General features: G+C 61.0%; 16 protein-coding genes, 1 pseudogene and 1 riboswitch. Of the genes and pseudogenes, 12 read left to right on the top strand and 5 right to left on the bottom strand.

Features of this window, described 5'->3' with window-relative positions; translation table 11 throughout:
* Positions 1-30: 30 nt before the first annotated feature.
* Positions 31-597, top strand: coding sequence for a hypothetical protein (locus IGW03_RS07815; protein ID WP_194721964.1), 567 nt, complete (start codon positions 31-33; stop codon positions 595-597).
* A gap of 621 nt (positions 598-1,218) precedes the next feature.
* Here IGW03_RS07815 and IGW03_RS07810 read toward each other — a convergent pair.
* Positions 1,219-1,725: a GNAT family N-acetyltransferase gene (locus IGW03_RS07810; protein WP_194721963.1), complete on the bottom strand. Its 507-nt coding sequence runs from the start codon at positions 1,723-1,725 to the stop codon at positions 1,219-1,221.
* A 42-nt stretch (positions 1,726-1,767) separates the two neighbouring features.
* Here IGW03_RS07810 and IGW03_RS07805 point away from each other — a divergent pair, with 42 nt between their 5' ends.
* Positions 1,768-2,145: a DUF6916 family protein gene (locus IGW03_RS07805; protein WP_438943627.1), complete on the top strand. Its 378-nt coding sequence runs from the start codon at positions 1,768-1,770 to the stop codon at positions 2,143-2,145.
* A gap of 87 nt (positions 2,146-2,232) precedes the next feature.
* Positions 2,233-3,279 (top strand): SAM-dependent methyltransferase, encoded by a 1,047-nt coding sequence (locus IGW03_RS07800; RefSeq protein ID WP_194721961.1) that lies wholly within the window; start codon positions 2,233-2,235, stop codon positions 3,277-3,279.
* Positions 3,280-3,360: 81 nt separating this feature from the next.
* Here the strand turns inward: IGW03_RS07800 and IGW03_RS07795 are convergent, their stop codons facing one another.
* Entirely contained in the window at positions 3,361-4,056 is a 696-nt protein-coding gene (locus tag IGW03_RS07795) for a phage tail protein (RefSeq protein WP_194721960.1), read from the bottom strand.
* Between the two features lie 262 nt (positions 4,057-4,318).
* Here IGW03_RS07795 and IGW03_RS39015 point away from each other — a divergent pair.
* From IGW03_RS39015 to IGW03_RS07770, 6 genes and pseudogenes are all read left to right on the top strand, one after another.
* Positions 4,319-4,840: pseudogene (locus IGW03_RS39015) on the top strand (DUF4347 domain-containing protein); the annotation flags it as partial.
* A 657-nt stretch (positions 4,841-5,497) separates the two neighbouring features.
* The gene (locus IGW03_RS07790) at positions 5,498-11,989 is read left to right on the top strand and encodes a DUF4214 domain-containing protein (protein ID WP_228535189.1); all 6,492 of its coding nucleotides are present in this window, start codon (positions 5,498-5,500) and stop codon (positions 11,987-11,989) included.
* Between the two features lie 102 nt (positions 11,990-12,091).
* Positions 12,092-12,257, top strand: a riboswitch (FMN riboswitch).
* A gap of 150 nt (positions 12,258-12,407) precedes the next feature.
* Positions 12,408-12,908 (top strand): 6,7-dimethyl-8-ribityllumazine synthase, encoded by a 501-nt coding sequence (locus IGW03_RS07785; RefSeq protein WP_194721958.1) that lies wholly within the window; start codon positions 12,408-12,410, stop codon positions 12,906-12,908.
* A gap of 153 nt (positions 12,909-13,061) precedes the next feature.
* The gene (locus IGW03_RS07780; protein WP_228535187.1) at positions 13,062-13,685 is read left to right on the top strand and encodes a (2Fe-2S)-binding protein; all 624 of its coding nucleotides are present in this window, start codon (positions 13,062-13,064) and stop codon (positions 13,683-13,685) included.
* Between the two features lie 11 nt (positions 13,686-13,696).
* Positions 13,697-14,683 carry an FAD binding domain-containing protein gene (locus IGW03_RS07775; RefSeq protein ID WP_194721956.1) on the top strand — a complete coding sequence of 329 codons (987 nt, stop codon included), beginning with the start codon at positions 13,697-13,699 and terminating at the stop codon, positions 14,681-14,683.
* Positions 14,680-16,893, top strand: a complete 2,214-nt coding sequence (locus IGW03_RS07770; RefSeq protein WP_194721955.1) for a xanthine dehydrogenase family protein molybdopterin-binding subunit — start codon at positions 14,680-14,682, stop codon at positions 16,891-16,893. The genes IGW03_RS07775 and IGW03_RS07770 overlap by 4 nt, the downstream gene beginning before the upstream one ends.
* Positions 16,894-16,924: 31 nt before the next feature.
* Here the strand turns inward: IGW03_RS07770 and IGW03_RS07765 are convergent, their stop codons facing one another.
* Entirely contained in the window at positions 16,925-17,173 is a 249-nt protein-coding gene (locus IGW03_RS07765) for a DUF3565 domain-containing protein (RefSeq protein WP_438943625.1), read from the bottom strand.
* A gap of 107 nt (positions 17,174-17,280) precedes the next feature.
* Here IGW03_RS07765 and IGW03_RS07760 point away from each other — a divergent pair, with 107 nt between their 5' ends.
* The 3 genes from IGW03_RS07760 to IGW03_RS07750 all read left to right on the top strand — a co-directional run bounded on the left by IGW03_RS07760 (position 17,281) and on the right by IGW03_RS07750 (position 19,993).
* A complete protein-coding gene (locus tag IGW03_RS07760) occupies positions 17,281-18,090 on the top strand; it encodes a M48 family metallopeptidase (protein ID WP_194721954.1) in 810 nt (269 codons plus the stop codon).
* 141 nt (positions 18,091-18,231) lie between these two features.
* Positions 18,232-19,290: an AI-2E family transporter gene (locus IGW03_RS07755; protein WP_194721953.1), complete on the top strand. Its 1,059-nt coding sequence runs from the start codon at positions 18,232-18,234 to the stop codon at positions 19,288-19,290.
* A gap of 250 nt (positions 19,291-19,540) precedes the next feature.
* Positions 19,541-19,993, top strand: a complete 453-nt coding sequence (locus IGW03_RS07750) for an Hsp20 family protein (RefSeq protein ID WP_194721952.1) — start codon at positions 19,541-19,543, stop codon at positions 19,991-19,993.
* A 145-nt stretch (positions 19,994-20,138) separates the two neighbouring features.
* On the opposite strand, the gene IGW03_RS07745 is transcribed toward IGW03_RS07750, so the two are convergent.
* Complete coding sequence (locus IGW03_RS07745; RefSeq protein WP_194721951.1) at positions 20,139-20,564, bottom strand: OsmC family protein; 426 nt, start codon at positions 20,562-20,564, stop codon at positions 20,139-20,141.
* Between the two features lie 117 nt (positions 20,565-20,681).
* Complete coding sequence (locus tag IGW03_RS07740) at positions 20,682-20,897, bottom strand: hypothetical protein (protein WP_194721950.1); 216 nt, start codon at positions 20,895-20,897, stop codon at positions 20,682-20,684.
* Positions 20,898-21,006: the final 109 nt, after the last annotated feature.

Genomic DNA, 21,006 nt, shown 5'->3' with positions numbered 1-21,006 from the left:
TGTCATTCGCGTTCGATAGCCCATCTCATCATGCGTAATTCCGAATCGCTTCTCGATTTGCTGGAACGGATATCCGCCTTGCGGGTAGCTTATTGCGGCCTTGTACATGAACGGGTTGCGTTCGAAAACGGTATTGCCAAACGGCGTCTGCGGGAGACAGGCATGGAACCGGGTGTCGTTCGGGTCGGACTATGCACCGCAAGGGTTCGAGCCAGCCAGCTGTCTTGCGCGCACACCCTGGCACGGCATAAGTTCGGACGGATCATTGACGATGCTGCCAGAGAAAGAGTGCTTGGTGCTGAAGAAGCAACGGGTCTTGCCGCCGAACTCGAGCGGGTTTCCCATCGCATTCACATGACGGACTGGGCAAAGAGCGAGGCGGAGAAAGCATATGCGGTACTGCTGGAGTCAAGCGTCGACGATATGGACACCGTAATGCAGCGGCGCTTGACCGATGCAAGATTTCAACTCGATGGACTGGTCCGGCAGCATGCCGAGTGTTCCAATGTCTTGGCCGAGATGCATGCGCTACTGCTCGCCCGTGTGAACAAGGCATTGCAAGACATTGGGATGTCTTGTACCAATTCCAAGTCATGACATGCCAAACGAGATTGGCGGATTTTTTCGACAGGCAAGGCCGGACTTGCAGAGCGGGACTCCATGGCGGGGCCATGGATGAGGAGCGCAATGTGGCCAGGCGAAGACAGACGCGATCTCAAGCAGAGTTATGGCTTGGGAGTATCGAGCCGGCCCGAAAAATGGCTCATCTTTCGGGCCGCTGATCTCACTCTCTACCTCTGGGAGATCGCTGCAATAATGTTCGGCACACTGTTTGCCAACGTGAGACCGCTTTTCATTCGCAGCATTTTTAAAGTCACCTGCCTCCTCATTTTCTACGGAGACCTGTCAGCCCCCTCTCCCGCAAGCGGGAGAGGGCTGGGGGTGAGGGGGCTTGCCAAGCCCCTTCTCTGACAAACGGAAGATAAGTCCTGCTTTTCAGCAGTGCAAACAAAGAAGGACCTGGCAAGCCCCCTCATCCCCGGCCCTTCTCCCGCTTGCGGGAGAAGGGAGACTAAAAGATAGTCGCACAGCACAAAGTGTGCCGAACACTATTGTCTGGGAGAGGGTCGGGGCGAGGGGGTCCGGCTCAATTTATTTTCGGGCCGGACCCATAGCACCATTCGAGCCGGTATCCGGCCTTGCTGCGTTCCTGCAGAATCACCATGTCGGAGAAGCCGGTCTTGTCCAAAGCATTTTCTCCGCCATCTCATCGCCAGATTCAACCCGGAATCCCAATGCTGCATAAAGACGTCTGGCACGCACATTGTTGCGATGAACCGAGAGTCGCAGCGGCATTGCTTTTCTTGCAGCGCATTGCTGCAGACTGCGCAATACGGCCGTGCCGAATCCCTTGCCTCGGGAATGCGGCATGAAGGAAATGTCGATCAGTCTGATTTCTTCGGGACCGGTATCGACGATCATGCGACCGACGGCGTCTCCATGATGTTCCAGCAACAGATATTCGGCATCGGGATAGCGACTTCGATAGCTTGCCGCCTGCATGTTCTGCTGCATGGCGATCAAGGAATCGGCAAACGCCGGGTCGGCCGCTATCTGCCGCAGGTCGTCCCTGGTGGATGCATACAGGCGTATCAGAAAATCCTGATCGCCAGCGTTGGCATTGCGTATGGTCAAGTTGTCGAGATCCTGCGCCAGCGCGTGCATATTCTTGTCCTTGTGTTGGTGGCTTCATCGGCACTTGTCATTATGACCGGCACTCATATTCCATCCAATGCTCCGAAAGAAAACATGATGACGCCTGCGCTCGATGTTTTTACTCCACTGGTGGGCAGCACGTTCACGGTCGACACGCTCGCCGGCGCGGTTGAACTGCTGCTGACCGAAGCGAGGGAATATCCTCGCAAAGGATTGCCGGAAAAATTTCCCACACCACTGTCCCTGATTTTTGCCGGCTCGCCAGACCGGCTTCTGCTTCAGGACAATTACTGCATCGAGCATCCTGCATTGGGCCGGCACGTGTGGTGCATTGCTCCAGTCTCTTCACCGGGTGCCCGTCTCTCTGCGGCGGCGCCAGCCTTCTCGCCGCCGGAGATGCAGCAGCGCTACCAGATCCTGTTTGCCTGATGGCGAGATTCCCTTACCGGACAGATGGCCGATCTCGGTGCATCGCAATCATGCCGGGAATTCCAGGTCCTTCCAGGAAAGACATTCATGCAGATACTCAATTCGCGCGATATCGACGATCATGGGTTGCTCCGCAAACTAACGCTCGACATTATTCATCCGGCTCACTCCAAGAGTGCATTGATACGCCAGGTCACGGCGCTCAGGCAATTGATCGAAAGACGCTCAGCGCTGCCCGGGCCCGATGGACTCGATCTTGGCGCCATGCAAACCCGGCTTGATGCAGGGTTGGCAATCTCGCCGATCAAGGCCGCCCTGTGCGCAAGGGAATGCTTTCGTACCATCGCCTTTATCAGAGGACTGGATTCGGCAATCAGCGATGCGCGGCGGCCGGGCCGGCCAGTGCGCGTGCTGTACGCCGGATGCGGCCCTTTCGCGACCCTCGCACTTCCGCTGATGTCGGTGCTGTCTCCGCAGGAAGCCTTGTTCACGCTGATTGACATTCATGAGGAATCGCTTTTCCATGCAAGGCAACTGATCGACGGATTCGGTTTCTCGTCCCATGTTGACGGCTACATCTGCACGGATGCCACCCGATATCGCATACCGGTAGACGAAACCCCGGACGTCATCATTTCCGAAACGATGAATGCGAGCCTGCGCAGCGAACCGCAAGTCGCAATCGCACGCCACCTGATGACGCAGGCGCCCGGCGCGCTGATGGTACCGGCCAAGGTCAGCGTGAACGCTTGCCTGCTGCATCTTGCGAAGGAGTACGCAGCGCCTGTCAGCGATAGTTGCGGCCCGGCGGAACGCGAGCCCGACCGCATCTATCTTGGCACCGTGTTCGAACTCAGTACGCAGCGCATCAGGGACTGGGCAGCCGTGGAAGAAAGCGTCTTGCCCGCGGCACGCATCCGCATTCCTGCCTCGTTTGCGTCGAAGTACCGGCCCATGCTGCTGACAAGGATAGACGTGTATGGCGGCAATCGTCTGCTTGACCATGAAAGCAGCCTGAATCTGCCGCAGCCCTTTCCGGGCAAGCCTGTTTTCCGCGGAGGAGAGACACTGCAGTTTCGATACCGCCTCGGAAGCCGTCCCGGCCTTGAGTTTGAGTACGCACAGCCAGACTGACAACGAAGCGGTATGCCTTGGCCCGCATGCATCCACGCGGGGGCAGTGCCGCCGCTTCGAAAATATCAATTCAACATCGGCTCAGGGACGCGGCGGGAAGTATCCGTTGACGCAGATCGCATAATTCATTGCGACAAAAGGCGGCATGACAGCCGGCATGGATACCGAGATCGGCACGTTGACTGGAGAAGGTTGCACCGAACCGGTCGTTCCAATGCCGACGGAGCCGCCGGTGATGCCGCCGCTGCCGCCGGACGCGGTCGCAGTATCGGAATTGAGCGTCGTCGTGCTGGATGCCGTCGACGCGTACATCGTAGGCTGCGCCGGCGCAGTCGATGCACTTTTTGCGATATAGCCGTTTGCAATCGGCGTTGAAGAAGTTCCAGCATCATTGCTGACCTTGACGGCAATCGTCGGCTGCACCGGCGTACCGCCGCCGGTCGGCGTAAAGGTTGCGGAATGCGAGTGCGCCGGCAACTGATTGACGCTGCTCAGTGTGAAACTGGAGCTGGCATTGATCGTCGTTGCCGTGGTTCCTCCTTTCTGGGCCCACTGATACACCGACAACGGCCCTTGGCCGCATTGGGTAGGAACGCGGCCGCGCAGATCCGGCAGATTGAATGTGGTGTCACCATCGCCACCGTACACGTTGCCGATCAATGCGAACAAGGCCTGGTACTGCGATACGTTTAGCTGTTGCCCCTGGCACAGCAACCAGCCTTCCGGCGCGTAATTGAATGCCAGCAGTCGAATTTCTCCTACATATGCTTCCGCCATCTGCAACCTCCGTGAATGTGGATATGCATCGATAAAAACACTCCATTTGCCCTTCCATTTCTGTTGTCGACTACATGATACGAATGTAGTTTCGATCAGCAATGACAGGCTGAAAAGCGTTTTTATGATTGTCAAATGACGTCATCGTTCACCGCTTTTTTACCTCGCGAACAGAACCGGGAAGGCTGTCTTATTCATCGTCATTGGCGCCTTGCACCACCACTAGAATTTTTGTTCGCTTCTTCCTCACTCAGGTTTCGCCATGACCATGCAACACACTTCCCCGACCCAATCTCTCATCGCAGCAAACACCGACGATGCCTCTGACAACACGGCATCGATGACGCCTGCGTCTTCTCAATCAACGACTAGCGCTGGCGAACAGCGCATTGAAATCGTCTTCATTGAAAACGGCATTGACGGATATCAGCAGCTTGTCGACGGCATCAGCCCCGACGTGGAGGTACACATACTTGATGCCACAAGTGATGGCCTTGCTCAAATGGCTTCGATACTGGCAGGACGAAATGGTATTAACGCGATTCATGTCTTCTCCCACGGCTCGGAAGCTGCACTGGATCTGGGAACGACCACACTCAATCGCGCAAATCTGCAGGAGCATGCTGCCGATCTGGCAGCGATCGGCGCTGCATTGGGGGGCGATGCTGACATTCTGCTTTACGGTTGTGATGTTGCTAAAGGAAGCGAGGGCGTTGAATTTGTTTCTGAGTTGGCTGCAATGACGGGTGCGGATGTCTCGGCATCGGGTGATCTGACAGGGGCAGGCGGGAAGGGCGGAAACTGGATGTTGGAAAAGACATTTGGTACGACGGAGACCGCGACGTTGGCAGTTGCAGGCTTTGATGCTGTGCTGGCCGGCGGCACCGTAACTCTGTCGGCGCCAAACGGCAATAATGGATACGGAAATACGTTCGAAGACGGCGAAGGTGGAACCACCGATATATCAGGTGTGGTTTTCCAGATGTTTTTCTCTGATACGAACCATGTGGTCACGGGGAATGTCGCTGCACACAATAATCTCCTGGGTGCACAAGGTACTGTCCTGATTGCAGAAGGAGGAGCATCCCGCGATGAATTCATCATCAAGAGTCAATCGGGAGATGAATTCAAGCTGACCAGCTTCTTGGTACAAGATTACCAAGGCCATAACCCAGATTACACAGTAAAAGGATTCAGGAACGGTACAGAAGTTGGAACACAAACTTTCATCAAGCCGGTCACTCAATCCGGCAGCTATACTGCAACATTGACATTGAGCTCCGATTTTCAAAACGTTGATGAAGTAAGGGTTACGTCTACGGGGTACTTAAATAACAATGTTCCCGACAATAAGATATGGAGCGGCTTTAACAACTTCGTTTTCGCAGATCCTGTAATACCACCTGCCATCACCAGCGCCACATACGACGCCAGCAGCGGCGTGCTTTCCGTCACAGGCTCAAATATCACCTCGGGCGGCACCATCGACGTCAGCAAGCTGACCTTGACCGGCCAAGGCGGAAGCACCTACACGCTAACAAGCAGCAACGTCAGCGCCGGCAGCGCAACCGCGTTTTCAGTCACGCTGGACGCAGCAGACAAGCTGGCCGTCAATGGCTTGCTAAACAAAAATGGCACCTCTTCCGTTGGCGGCACGACCTTCAATCTGGCAGCCGCGTCCAACTGGGATGTGACTGCCGGCGGCGCGGCAGACACCACCGGCAACGGCATTACAGTCAGCAACGTGACGTCGCCAGCAATCACCTCCGCCACCTATGACTCCAGCACTCACGTCCTCACTGTCACCGGCAACGACCTGGTGAAGACGGTCGGCGCGGCCAATGACATCACCGTATCGAAGCTGGCGCTGACCGGTGAAGGCGGCGCCACATATACATTGACCAGTTCGGATGTCGAGGTCATCAGCTCGTCATCCTTCTCGGTAACCCTGAACGCAACCGATCAGGCACAGGTCGCCGTAATCTTTAACAAGAACGGCACCTCGTCCACAGCCGGCACGACCTACAACCTGTCGGCCGCCGACGACTGGAACAGCGTAATCAACAATGCCGACACTTCAGTCTCGACCAGCAGTGTCACGGTGTCTAACGTGCCGGTACCGGCCATCACTTCCGCGACCTATAACGCCAATGCCGGAACATTAGTCATCACCGGCACGGGCTTGCTGTCGTTGAACGGAAATGCCAATGACATCGTCGCCAACAAGCTGACGCTTACCGGCGAAGGCGGCGCCACCTATACGCTGACCGATTCAGCCAATGTCGAAATTACTTCAGGCACTGCCTTCACCCTGACATTGAGCGCCACCGACAAGGCAGCGATCAACCAGATCTTTAACAAGAACGGCGCCTCCTCCACCAGCGGCACTACCTACAATCTTGCCGCCGCCGAAGACTGGGCAGCTGGTGCGGACGCCGCAATTGTTGTCGTCGACGCCACCGGTAACGGCATCACGGTCAGCAATGTCGCCGTGCCGGCAATCACTTCGGCCACCTACGATGCCGCCACCGGCGCCCTGGTGGTGACCGGCAGTGGCTTCCTCTCCTTGAGCGGGGCAGGCAATGACATTGTCGCCAATAAATTCACGTTTACCGGCGAGGGCGGCACCACTTATACGCTGACGGATACCGCCAATGTCGACGTCACGTCGGGCACATCTTTTACCCTGACGCTGAGCAGCAGCGACAGGGCAGCGATCAATCAGATCGTCAACAAGAACGGCACTTCCTCCACCAGCGGCACAACCTACAACATCGCGGCAGCGGAAGACTGGGCTGCGGGCGCGGACGCCGCGGTGATCGTCGTCGATTCGACCGGCAACGGCAACACTGTCAGCAACGTCGCCGTGCCGGCAATTACATCTGCAGCATATAACGCGAATACAGGAACATTGGTCGTTACCGGCACCGGCTTTCTGCACCTGAGCGGCGCGACAAACGACATCATAGCCAACAAGTTCACCCTGACAGGTGAAGGCGGCGCCACTTACACGCTGACCGATACGGCCAATGCCGACATCACCTCCGCAACATCCTTCACGCTCACGCTCAGCAGCACCGACAAGGCAGGTATCAATCAGCTCGCCAACAAGAACGGCACGTCTTCCACGGGCGGCACGACCTACAATCTTGCCGCTGCCGAGGACTGGGCTGCCGGCGCAGATGCCGCCGTTGTGGTCGCCGATACGACTGGCAACAGCATCACTGTCAGCAACGTTGCCGTGCCGGCAATTACTTCTGCTGCATACAACGCCGGCACCGGCGCATTGATCGTTACGGGAACAGGTTTCCTGCCGCTGAACGGCACCACCAACGATATCGTGGCCAACAAGTTCACGCTCGCTGGTGAAGGGGGCGCTACTTATACGCTGACCGACACCGCTAACGTCGACATCACCTCTGCGACGTCGTTCACGTTAATGCTCAGCGCAACCGACAAGGCCGCACTGGAAAACGTCTTCAACAAGAACGGCGTGTCGTCGACCGACGCGACGACCTACAATCTTGCAGCCGCCGAGGACTGGATTGCCGGCGCCGATGCGACAGTGGTCGTGGCGGATCTGACAGGAAATGGCGTGACTGTCAGCAATACGGCGATGCCGTCGATTACCAGCGTCGCCTATGATGCGTCCACGAATGTATTGACCGTCACCGGCACGCGCTTTCAGGCCAATTCAGGCGCGCTCAACGATGTCGCGGTGTCATTGCTCACGCTGACCGGTGAAGGGGGCAGCTACACACTGACCTCGGGCGATGTTGAAATCACGAGCGCGACTTCTTTTTCCGTAACACTCAATGCCGCCGATCAAATCAACGTCGAAGGTTTGCTGAACAAGAACGGCGCGTCCTCGAGCGGAGGCACGATTTACAATCTGGCCGCGGCGGATAACTGGATGCCCGCGGTCGCATTCAATGCCGATTTGACCGGCAATGCAATCACGGTCGGCAATACGCAAACGCCGACCTTGTCGTCGGCGACTTACAATGCCAATACCGGAACCCTCGTCGTCACCGGGAGCAATCTTGTACGCAAGACCGGCGCTGTCAATGACATCGTGGCCAACAAGTTCACGCTGACCGGCGAAGGCGGCGCTACCCATACGCTGACCGATACCGCCAATGTGGAAATCACGTCAGGTACGTCGTTCACGCTGACACTGAGTAGTATCGACAAGGCTGCGATCAATCAGATCGTCAACAAGAACGGCATGTCTTCCACCAGCGGCACCGCCTACAACATCGCCGCGGCGGAGGACTGGATTGCCGGCGCCGATGCCGATGCCACGGTAACCGATGTGACGGGCAACGGCGTCACGGCAAGCAATGTCGCCGTACCGGCAATTACGTCTGCCGTCTATGACGCCGGCACAGGTGCACTGGTTGTGAATGGAACAGGATTCCTGTCTCTGAATGGCGCCGCCAATGACGTGGTAGCCAACAAGTTCACACTCACCGGTGAAGGCGGCGCCACCTATACGCTGACCGATACGGCCAATGCCGACATCACCTCCGCAACATCCTTCACGCTCGCCTTGAGCAGTACCGACAAGGCCGCAATCAACCAGATCGTCAACAAGAGCGGCACTTCCTCCACCGGCGGCGCGACCTACAATATTGCTGCGGCAGAGGACTGGATCGCCGGCGCGGATGCTGCCGTCGCCGTTGCCGATCTGACCGGCAACGGCATCACTGCGGCTATCCCCGTGCCGGCCATCACTGGCGCCAGCTATGATGTCGCCGGCGGTGTCCTGGCAGTGGCCGGCACCGGCTTTCTCGGTCTGTCCGGAAACGCAAACGATATCGTGGCCAACAAGTTCACATTCACCGGTGAAGGCGGCGCTACTTACACGCTGACCGATACCGCCAATGCGGACATCACCTCCGCGACGTCGTTCACACTGACGCTCAGCGCTAACGACAAGACCGCCTTGAATCTGCTCATGACCAAAAACGGCACGACGGCCGCGAGCGGAACGACCTACAACATCGCTGCCGCCGAAGACTGGGCTGCCGGAGCAGATGCCGCCGTAGTCCTGGCCGACCTTACCGGCAACGGCATCACCGTCAGCAACGTGCCGCCACCGACCATTACCTCGGCCACCTACAATGCCAGCACCGGGGCCCTGGTTGTTACGGGGACCGGCCTGACGGCATTGGCCGGCGCGACGAACGATATCGTCGCCAATAAATTCACCCTGACCGGCGAAGGTGGCGCTGCCTATACCCTGACCGATACGGCAAATGTCGAGGTCACGTCCGCGACGTCCTTTACGCTTACGCTCAGCGCAACGGACAAGGCCGCATTGAACCAGATCTTCAACAAGAACGGTTCAGCCTCGACCAATGCGAGCGTCTACAACCTCGCGGCTGCGGAGGATTGGGCTGCGGGCGCCGACGCCGCCACGGTCATCGCCGATCTCACCGGCAATGGCGTCACCGTCAGCAATGTCGCCGTGCCCTTAATTACCTCCGCAACATACGATGCAGGCACGGGAGCGCTTGTCGTAACCGGTACCGGCTTTCTTTCCTCTGCCGGCGCCGCCAATGACATCGTAGCCAACAAGTTCACCCTGACCGGCGAAGGCGGAGCCACCTATAGCCTGACCGATACCGCCAGCGTCGAGATTACCTCCGGCACGTCGTTCACGCTGATGCTCAGCGCCGCAGACAAGGCAGCGCTTGGTCAGCTCGTCAACAAGAATGGCACTGCTTCGACCGGCGGCACCACCTACAATCTCGCTGCTGCGGAAGACTGGACAGCCGGGGCCGACGCCGCCGTGGTGGTCGCCGATATAGCGGGCAACGTCATGACTGCTTCCCAAGTGCCGGTGCCGGTGATTTCCTCCGCCACCTATGATGTCGGTTCGGGCGCTCTTGTGGTCTCGGGAGCCGGGTTCCTGAAGCTGAGCGGCGCGGGCAATGACATCATCGCCAACAAGTTCACGCTGAGCGGTCAGGGCGGCGCCACCTATACGCTGACAGACACCGCCAATGTGGAGGTCACCTCGGGCACCGCATTCACATTGACCTTGAGCAGCACGGACAGGAGCGGCGTCAACCAGCTCTTGAACAAGAACGGCTCGGGTGCCGCCGACAACACCGTATACAACCTGGCGGCAGCCGAAGACTGGGCCGCGGGAGCGGACTCCGCCGTTGTGCTTGCCGACATGACCGGAAACGGCATTGCCGTGACGGGCATTCCTGCGCCCTCCCCTGCCCCTGCACCCGCTCCGCCTTCTGTCTCTACCATCGACGGCGTGACGGTGAACACGACGACCGCCCAGGATACTGCAACCGGCCTGAGCAATCAGACCGTCACGATTGCGCCGGTTACTTCGGGCCGGGTAGAGGACACGGCCACGGCGCATGCAATCCTTGCCGATATTCCGATGGGCGTATCGAATGCGACGAATACCATTACAGCCAACCTCGTTGTGAGCCTGCCGGTCGGAACGGGAGTGCAGGCCGAAGGGCCGACGACCTTGCTCAGCAACAGCCAGGCGCTGACCGACCTGATCCGGCGCATTGAAAGCAAGACGACGGCGGGCTCGACGGTGCAAACCGACATGAAGGGGGAAGGCAGCAACTTCCTGCAAAGCCTTGACGGCAATGTGGTCCTGCAAACCAAGACGCTGGTGCTGTCTGCGGCCCCCGCCAGTTCGCCGGAAAATGCGATTGTCATCAACGGCGGGGCCGCTGCGCCGGGCAACGCCGGCAACTCCGCCATCGGTTTGGTGATCGACACCCGAAGCCTCTCGCACGATACGGTCCTGAGGCTCGACAACGTCGATTTTGCGGCAATCGTCGGCGCAGCCACTTTACGGGGCGGCGACGGCCGAAACTATGTCGTGGGCGACGATGATGTGCAGTCGATCTTCCTCGGCGCCGACGACGACATACTGTACGGCGGCGGCGGCAACGATGTCGTTGGCAGCGCCGGCGGCAACGATCGGATCTTCGGCGATGCCGGAGATGACCTCGTCTTTGGCGGCGAGGGCAATGATGCGATCGATGGCGGCACAGGCATGGACACCGTGCGCCTGGCCGGCTCCGGCCGCGCCGATTATTCGATGCGTGTCGAAAACGGCAAGCTCACCGTCATCCACCGCAACGGCGGCGTCGACGGCACCGATACCGTAGCCCATGTCGAGAAACTTAACTTCACCGGCGCCGAGCCCGACATGACTGCGCGCGGCATCATCATGCGCCTGTACGATGCAATGTTCGACCGCGCGGCGGAGCAGCAGGGCCTGGCCCACTGGATCAAGCTGAACGATGCCGGCATGACCATGCACGACATCGCTCAGCAGTTCGTCGACTCCCCGGAGACAGGAACGCTCCTGGGCGTGCAAAGCAACGCGCAGTTCGTCGATACCCTGTACCGGCACTCACTCGGCCGCGAAGCGGATGCCGCCGGACGGGCGTTCTGGATCGACCGGCTGGAACAGGGCAAAGCCGATCGTGCCGATGTGCTGCATGCCTTTGCCAACTCGGCCGAGAAGCTGGCTCAGGAAAAAGCCGACGGCTTTACGCTGGACTTCACTCGGACCGATGTGGCGACGCTGGTACGGATGTACGACACGCTGTTCGACCGCAAGGCCGATCAGGCCGGCTTGAATCACTGGATTTCGGCCAGCGAGAACGGCATGGGGATGACCGATATCGCATGGAGCTTCATCCATAGCGCGGAAGCGCAGCCCCTGCTGAACGGCATGAGCAACACTCAGTTTGTCGAGTACTTGTACACGACGAGCCTGGATCGCCAGGGCAGCAGCGGGGAAGTGGCGTCCTGGACAGCGCAGCTTGACAGCGGTGCGATCAGCCGTGCAAACGCGCTGCTGGGCTTTGCCGACTCGGCAGAGAAGATTGCTCTGGTCGGGGTAATCAGCACCAGCATCGACACCTTGCCGTAACCTGCCGATCACGCATTCCGACGCGACGGAGCATGGCCTGCACCGGCATTGCTCCCATGCTATAGTCTGCGCTGACCCTTGGAGCTCCCGCTCCGGTGGTCAACACGTTCTCAGGGCGGGGTGAAAGTCCCCACCGGCGGTAATGGCGCACTGCGCCTAGCCCGCGAGCGCCTGCATCATCGGTCGGGTTTCCGGCCGGTGCGCAGGGTCAGCAGACCCGGTGTGATTCCGGGGCCGACGGTCACAGTCCGGATGAAAGAGGACGGGATAGTTGTCCGTTTCGAAACGGCACTGCGAGCATTGCGCTTGCCGGCATGCGCTGTCATGCCTGCGTTTGCATCGCCGCGCCTGCCGTGTCCGCCGGCGTTAGCCATCCCGTGCGCCCTATTTATTGTTCTTCGTAAATAGGAGCTTCAGAATGTCCACATCCACACATCAATCCACCGGCCGCATCGCCTTCATCCAGGCTTGCTGGCACCGCGACATCGTCGACCGCTGCCGCGACTCGTTCACTTCGGAAATGCAGAAGCTCGGCTTTGCCGCCGACTCCATCGACTTCTTCGAAGTGCCCGGTGCCTACGAGATTCCGCTGCATGCGAAAGTGCTGGCGCAAAGCGGCAAGTATGAAGGCATCGTGGCCGCGGGCCTGGTGGTCGACGGCGGCATCTACCGTCATGAATTCGTCGCCCAGGCCGTCATTTCCGGCCTGATGCAGGTACAGCTGGAAACCCAGGTGCCGGTGTTCTCGGCCGTACTCACGCCGCATCATTTCCATGCCGGCGAGGAACATCAGCAATTCTTCTACAACCACTTCGTGGTCAAGGGCGCGGAGGCGGCACATGCCTGCGCAACGACCGTCGGCAAGCTGCGCGCCTTGCGCGGCGGCGTGTCTGCCCCGGCGCTGGCTGCCGCAGCCTGAACAGCGGTTGAACCGGCTTTCCATGCGGCTTACCGGCAACGCGCAACGACGTTGCCGGAGATGGACACTTCGCCCGGCTTCCGGCACTGCAGACGGCTGGTATCAAAATTGCATTTCGGCTCTCCTTTGTCCTGTCAGCATGGAGAGCCGCTCATGTCACACTCCCCTCCCTCCCGGAACAGCCTGGCCGAACCGGCAGCTGATTCCGCCATCCATTTTTCCGGCACGCAAGCCGCGCCGCGCCCGGTATGCCTGAACATCAACGGCCAGCGCCATGAACTGTCGCTGGAACCGCGCACCACGCTGCTCGACGCGCTGCGCGAAGTCATCGGCCTGACCGGCACCAAGAAGGGATGCGACCGCGGCCAATGCGGCGCCTGCACGGTACTGGTAGACGGCCGCCGCATCAATGCCTGCCTGACCTTGGCGGTCATGCAGGAAGACCGGCTCATTACCACCGTCGAGGGACTGGCGCAGGGCGAGGCGCTCGATCCGCTGCAGCAGGCCTTCGTGGATCACGATGCCTTCCAGTGCGGCTACTGCACGCCGGGCCAGCTCTGTTCGGCGAAGGCGCTGCTCGATGAAATCCGCTGCGGCCATGCCAGCGCCGTTACGCAGGATGCGGGCGCGAAGGATGTTTTGCTGACCGACGACGAGATCCGCGAGCGCATGAGCGGCAACCTGTGCCGCTGCGGTGCGTATCCGAACATCGTCGCCGCCATCCGCGAAGTCGCGGCGGGTGAGAGCCGCGATGGCGTCAATCACGGCAAGCGCTGAGAGGAGGCACGATGCATTCCATTCACTATGAGCGTGCCGGCAGCATCGACGATGCAATACGGCTGGCGCAGCAGCCTGCCACCAAGTTCATCGGCGGCGGCACCAACCTGCTCGACCTGATGAAGGGCGGCGTGGAGCAGCCGCTGCTCCTGGTCGACATCAGCCGCCTGGCGCTGGCCGACATCACCGAGCTGCCCGACGGCGGCGTGCGCATCGGCGCGCTGGCCAGCAATACCGATGCGGCCAATCATGCGCTTATCCGCCAGCGCTATCCGGTGCTGTCGCAGGCCCTGCTGGCAGGCGCTTCGCCGCAGCTGCGCAACATGGCCACCGTCGGCGGCAACCTGCTGCAGCGCACCCGCTGCCATTACTTCTACGACACGGCTTTCGACAGCTGCAACAAGCGCATGCCGGGCTCGGGCTGCGCCGCCAGGGAAGGCATCAACCGCATTCACGCGATACTCGGCGCCAGCGAGCACTGCGTCGCGGTGCATCCGTCCGACATGGCGGTGGCACTGGCGGCGCTGGATGCCGCGGTGCGCGTGCAGGGACCGCAGGGCGAGCGAGTGATCGCCCTCAACGACTTCCATACCCTGCCGGGCGATACGCCGCAGCGCGACACCACGCTCGAACCCGGTGAACTGATCACCGCGATCGACCTGCCGGCATCGCCGTTCGCCGCGCACTCGCATTACCTGAAGATACGCGACCGCGCCAGCTACGCCTTCGCGCTGGTGTCAGTGGCGGCGGCCATCGATCTGGACGGCGGCACGGTGCGCGAGGTACGGCTGGCGCTGGGCGGCGTCGCACACAAGCCATGGCGCGCATTCGAGGCGGAACAGGCGCTGCAGGGCAAGGCGCTCGACAGCGCGGCGCTCGAGAATGCCGCCGCGCTGGCGGTGCGCGATGCGCGCCCCCTGGCGCACAACGGCTTCAAGATAGAACTGGCGCGCCGCGCCGTGATCCGCGCAATCCGCAAGGCAGGAGGCATCGCATGAATTACATCGGACAAGCCGTCAACCGCACCGACGGCATCGACAAGGTGACCGGCCGCGCCCTCTATGCGGCCGAACACCGGCTGCCGGGGCTGGCGCATGCGGTGCTGGTCATGAGCACCATCCCGCACGGGCGCATTGCCCGCATTGATACGAGTGCGGCCGAGCGCATGCCGGGCGTGCGCCTGGTGCTGACGCATCTCAATGCAGAGCGCCTGCCCGAGGACGGCAAGGCGGGCGCCAATTCGCCGCCGGCCGGCCGCATCATGTCGCTGCTGCAGGACGACCAGGTGCATTACAACAACCAGCCCGTCGGCGTGGTGGTGGCCGAGTCGCTGGAGCAGGCCAGGGATGCGGCGCGCCATGTGCGCATCGAGTACGAGCGCTATGAAGCGGTGCTCGATTTCGAGCAGGTCAAGGACGCCTCGTATGCGCCGGAAAAGGTCAAGACCGATCCGCCGGACTCGCTGCGCGGCAACCTCGAGATGGGGTTGCGCGATGCGGCGGCAACGGTGGATGCGCTCTACACGACGCCGACCGAGCATCACAATCCGATGGAGCCGCATGCCACCATCGCTGCCTGGGACGGCGACCGCCTGACGCTCTACGATTCCACCCAGTATGTGACCGGAGTACGCACCACCGTCGCCAAGACGCTCGGCATCGCGCCGGAGCGGGTGCAGGTGATCTGTCCCTATGTCGGCGGCGGCTTCGGCTGCAAGGGCTCGACCTGGTCGCATGTGGTGCTGGCGGCGATGGCCGCGCGCCGCGCGGGCTGCCCGGTCAAGCTGGTGCTCGACCGGCCGCAGATGTTCGGCCCGGTGGGCGCCCGGCCGGAGACGGAGCACCGGATGCTGGCCGCGGCGGACGCCAGCGGGCGCCTGAATGCCCTGCGTCATGACGTCACCGCCGTCACGTCCTTCATCGAAGACTGGATAGAACCATCGGCCCTGATGACCCGCATGCTGTACGACTGCCCCAACCTGGAAACCCGGCATCGCCTGAGCAAGCTGAACATCGGCACGCCGACCTTCATGCGCGCGCCCGGCGAGGCGACCGGCAGCTTCGCGCTGGAGGCGGCGCTGGACGAACTGGCCTATGCGCTCGAGATGGACCCGATCGAACTGCGCCTGCGCAACTACGCGGAAAAAGACCCGGAGAAAGGCACGCCCTGGTCGAGCAAGTCGCTGCGCGAATGCTACCGCCAGGGCGCGGAACGCTTCGGCTGGCAGCGGCGCACGCCGCGCCCCGGCTCGATGCGGGCGGACGGCAAGCTGGTCGGCCTCGGCATGGCGACCGCGACCTATCCGGCAAACCGCAGCCAGGCGGCGGCGATGGCGCGGCTGCTGCCCGACGGCACCGCACTGGTACGCTCGGGCACGCAAGACCTCGGCACCGGCACCTATACCGTCATGACGCAGGTGGCCGCCGACACGCTCGGGCTGCCGCTGGAAAAGGTGCGTTTCGAACTGGGCGACTCGTCCTTCCCCGGCGCGCCGGTCTCGGGCGGCTCGCAGTCGGTGGCCAGCGTGGCGCCTGCGGTGCGCGCGGCGGCCGATGCCTTGCGCAAGAAGCTGATTGAAATGGCCATCGGCGATCCGGCTTCGCCGCTGCACCAGGCCGGCATCGAGGAGATCCGCATCGAGGATGGCTGGCTCTGCCGGCAGTCGGAACCGGCCAGGCGGGAAGAGCTCACGACGCTGCTCGCCCGCCACGGCGGACAGCCGGTCGAGGCGACGATGCAGTCCAAGCCCGGCGACGAAAAGACGGCCTATTCGCATCACTCCTTCGGCGCGGTCTTCGCCGAGGTGCATGTCGATCCTGACCTCGGCGAAATCCGCGTCGCGCGCATCGTCGGCAGCTACGGCGTCGGCCGCCTGCTCAACCGGAAGACCGGGCGCAGCCAGCTGATGGGCGGCATCGTCTGGGGCGTCGGGCTCGCCCTGCTGGAGAAGACCGAGTACGACCTGCGCGACGGCCGTGCCGTCAATGCCAACCTCGCCGAATACCATGTCCCGGTGAATGCGGATATCGGCGAGATCGACGTCATCGTGGTCGACGAGGACGATCCGCGCATCAATCCTCTGGGCGCCAAGGGGATCGGCGAGATCGGCATCACCGGCGTCGGCGCCGCCATTGCGAACGCGGTGTATCACGCCACCGGCAAGCGCATCCGCAACCTGCCGATCACGCTCGACAAGCTGCTCGACTGAGCAGATCGGGTAAGCGAACCAGGTAAGCAGATCAGGTATTAGCGCCGGGCGGGCGCGCGTCGGGCGGTGCGCCCGCATCGCATTTCTTGCAGTCCAGCGTGCGGCCCAGCGCCTCCGCCCTGCCTTCAACCGTCACCACCCAGGGCCGGTTGAACCAGGGCGGATCATGGCGCACATGCTGGTTGTGCCCGCATTCGAGCTGGGCCACCCAGTGGTTTTCCTCGTCCTGATGAAAACCGGTGATGCGGCGCCGGGTCATGTTTCCTCCTGCATGTTGCACGCAAATATTGCAGACGCCGTCTTGCAAAATTTTCCACTGGTCTTGCAGCCGGCCAATATAATTCGAGTCTTCATTATCAAAAAAACAATACTGACGAGGACCGTTTCATGATTTCGCGATCTTTCCTTGCTTCAATTGCCGCGACCCTTCTGCTCGGCGGCTGCGCCACAACGACCAAGCCGGGTGCCGTCGGCGTCACGCGCCAGCAGATGATGCTGGTGTCTTCGGCCACGGTGGAGCGCATGGCGCTGACCAGCTATGCCCAGCAGGCGCAGCAGGCCCGATCCCAAGGCAAGCTGATCACTTCCGGAGCGGAGTACGACCGCCTGCTGAACATTGCCAACCGCCTCAAGGCCCAGGTGGGCGTCTTCCGCGAGGATACCCCGCAATGGAAATGGCAGCTGATCCTGATCGATGCGCCGGTGCTCAATGCCACTTGCGCGCCGGGCGGCAAGGTTACCTTCTATACCGGCATCGTGCGCCAGCTCAAGCTGAACGATGACGAAATCGCCGCCATCATGGGTCATGAATTCGCGCATGCGCTGCGCGAGCATGGCCGCGAGCGCGTGTCGCAGGCCGTTGCCCAGCAGGCCGTCACCGCCGGCGCCTTGGCCGCGACCCAGAACAGCCAGGCGCAGATCGCGCTGGCCAACCAGTTTGCAAAGTATCTGTTCGTCCTGCCCAACTCGCGCCAGAATGAAAGCGAGGCCGACAGCATCGGCCTCGAACTGGCTGCCCGCGCCGGCTACGATCCGCGCGCCGCGATTTCACTGTGGCAGAAGATGGCGGCCGCATCCGAAGGCAAGAGCCCGCCGGAGTTCTTTTCCACGCATCCTGCGAACGCCACCCGCGTCAACGAGATAACGGCCCTGCTGCCTACCGTCATGCCGCTCTACGAAGCCGCAGGGAAACAATAAGCCGGATGCCATAGGCGGAGTGCATGATTCCTGCTTGTGCAATGCATGATGCCGATGCGGGTTTGAGCGCGCTGCGCCAGGCATGCGCGCGGAAATGGCAGAATGGCAGTTTCCGCTCCAACAACAATTTCCGGAAGAACAATGAATAATCCACAGTTGCAACAGAAGACCTTTCTCGTCCTGCTGATCGCCGTATCACTTGCGTTCGTGTGGATCCTGCTACCTTTCTATGGAGCAGTCTTCTGGGCCGCCGTGTTTGCCATCCTCTTTACGCCGTTCTACCGGCGGCTCCTCCTTGCCATGCAGCAGCGCAGGAATCTCGCAGCCCTCGCCACCATGGCGCTGTGCCTGGTGATCGTTTTTCTTCCGCTGACCCTGATCACGGCGTCGCTGATCCGCGAAGGCAGCACGGTGTATGAACGCATCCGCTCCGGCCAGCTGGATTTCGGCGCCTACTTCCAGCAGGCCATCAATGCCATGCCTTCCTGGATGGTCGGCTGGCTCGACCGCTTCGGACTGGGAGACATCGGTTCGCTGTTCGAGCGCCTGTCGACGGCCCTGGCACAGGGAAGCCAGGTCATCGCCACCCAGGCCATCAACATCGGCCAGAACACCTTCGACTTCGTGGTGAGCCTGGGCGTGATGCTGTACCTGCTGTTCTTCCTGCTGCGCGACGGCGCCACGCTGTCGGCGCGCATCAAGCAGGCCATTCCGCTGAGCGCGGAACACAAGCGCAGCCTGCTCGGCAAGTTCACCACCGTGATCCGCGCCACCGTCAAGGGCAACATCGCCGTCGCCGCCACCCAGGGCGCGCTCGGCGGCATCATGTTCTGGTTCCTCGGCATCCAGGGCCCCATCCTGTGGGGCACGCTGATGGCTTTCCTGTCGCTGCTGCCCGCCGTCGGCGCGGCCTTGATCTGGGGGCCGGTGGCCATATTCTTCCTGCTGACCGGCGCGATCTGGCAAGGCGTGACGCTGATGGTGTTCGGGGTGGTGGTGATCGGCCTGGTCGACAACATCCTGCGCCCTCTCCTGGTCGGCAAGGATACGCAGATGCCCGATTACGTGGTGCTGGTGTCCACGCTCGGCGGCATGGGCCTGTTCGGCCTCAACGGTTTCGTGATCGGTCCGGTGATCGCAGCGATGTTCATCGCGGTCTGGGATCTGTTTTCGGCGGCCAAGGAAGAGCACATCAACTAATAATTCGGCCCGAAAAACGGTTTGTTTCTCGGGCCGCTGATCTCACCCTCTCCCTTTGGGAGAGGGTCGGGGTGAGGGAATCCCGCTCAACATATTTTCGGACCGGATTCATAAAGGTACGGAAAAGCGCGACGAAAAATTCGTGAAAAAAATCTCTTGAAACGCATTTGGGCGATCCCTATATCCGAATCAGCGGATGCTCAATGGAGGTCCGCCAACCCAATATCGCTTACTTATGAGGATATCGAAAATGCGTACCTATGATTTCACCCCCCTTTACCGTTCGGCCATCGGTTTTGACCGCCTCGCACAACTGTTCGACGAAGCGGCACGCGCAGATGCACAGCCGAGCTACCCGCCGTACAACATCGAACTCGTCGGCGAAGACAAATACCGCATCACCATGGCTGTCGCAGGCTTCGAGCGCTCCGAACTGGAGATCGAAACCGAGCGCGACCAGCTCAAGATCGTCGGCCGCAAGCAGAAGGATGAAGCCAAGCGCACCTTCCTGCACCGCGGCATCGCTTCGCGCGACTTCGAACACCGCTTCCAGCTGGCAGACCATGTGAAGGTCGTCGGCGCCAAGCTCGACAACGGCCTGCTCAACATCGAACTGGTGCGCGTGATTCCCGAATCGCTGAAGCCGCGCAAGATCGAAATCGGCGGCGACAACGTGCAGCTGCTGCAGGCCGAAGCTGCCTGATCTGCAAGCCGGCATGGCGCACCAAGCGCTCGCAACACGTCAATGAAAACGCCGGAGGCCATGCGGCCTCCGGCGTTTTTTCATGTCGCGATGTCGTCATGCGCAAGCGGCCCTGCCGCGTATCGCGCATGAAGAGAAGCGCGAATCAGGACTCCAGCTTCGCGTTCATCGTGATGGTGGCGTTCAGCACCTTCGACACCGGGCATCCGGCCTTGGCTTTATTGGCAGCTTCTTCGAAAGCCTTCTGGTCCGCGCCGGGAATCTTCGCCACCAGGTCGAGGTGAATGGCGGTGATCGCAAAGCCGCCCTCTACCTTGTCCAGCGTCACGGCTGCGCTCGTGGTCAGGTTTTCGGCCGTCATGCCGGCCTCGCCGAGCTGTGCCGACAGCGCCATCGTGAAGCAGCCGGCATGCGCGGCGGCGATGAGTTCTTCGGGATTGGTGCCGGGTCCGTTCTCGAAGCGGGTGTTGAATCCGTATTGCGTATTCGAGAGGACGCCGCTCTGGGTCGAGATGCTGCCCTTGCCGTCTTTCAGGCCTCCTGACCAGGAAGCCGATGCCGTACGTTTCATTGCCTGTTCTCCTTTGTGTAATTGAGCCCGGCGCGGCGCGCCGGCCCGTTCTGCAAAGGCTGCGGCCTGCATGTCGCATTTTGCATCGCCGCAGCCCGACATCCCCGGTGCGATCGATCAGCTGCGCTTCCTTTTCCTACGCTTGGGCTGGGCAGACGGCGTCATCGACGCCAGCCACAACTCGCCCATCTGCCGCGTTGCTTTCGTAACGGCCGCCGACGCCTGCCGCTTCGCCTGCGCGGAGGCTTGGCCGCGCGCTGTACCAAGTACCGCATTGGCGCCGCTCAGCCACATGCTGAGAAAAGGGTTTTTCTTCGTCCAGGGGTTCTTCATTGCGATGCCCTCCTGCAATGCATGCCGATCGCACAAAGCCTTTGGACTAGTGTGGCGCACAAGGTTGCCCGGCCCTGCCTGAAAACAGGCGGGCGCTTGCGCGGCATCA

Origin of the sequence: Noviherbaspirillum malthae (assembly GCF_015352985.1) — a bacterium.
In the GTDB taxonomy this organism is placed as follows: Bacteria; Pseudomonadota; Gammaproteobacteria; order Burkholderiales; family Burkholderiaceae_D; genus Noviherbaspirillum; species Noviherbaspirillum malthae.
Note: the sequence above shows the minus strand (reverse complement) of the source record. Positions and strands in the feature narration are given on the sequence as shown.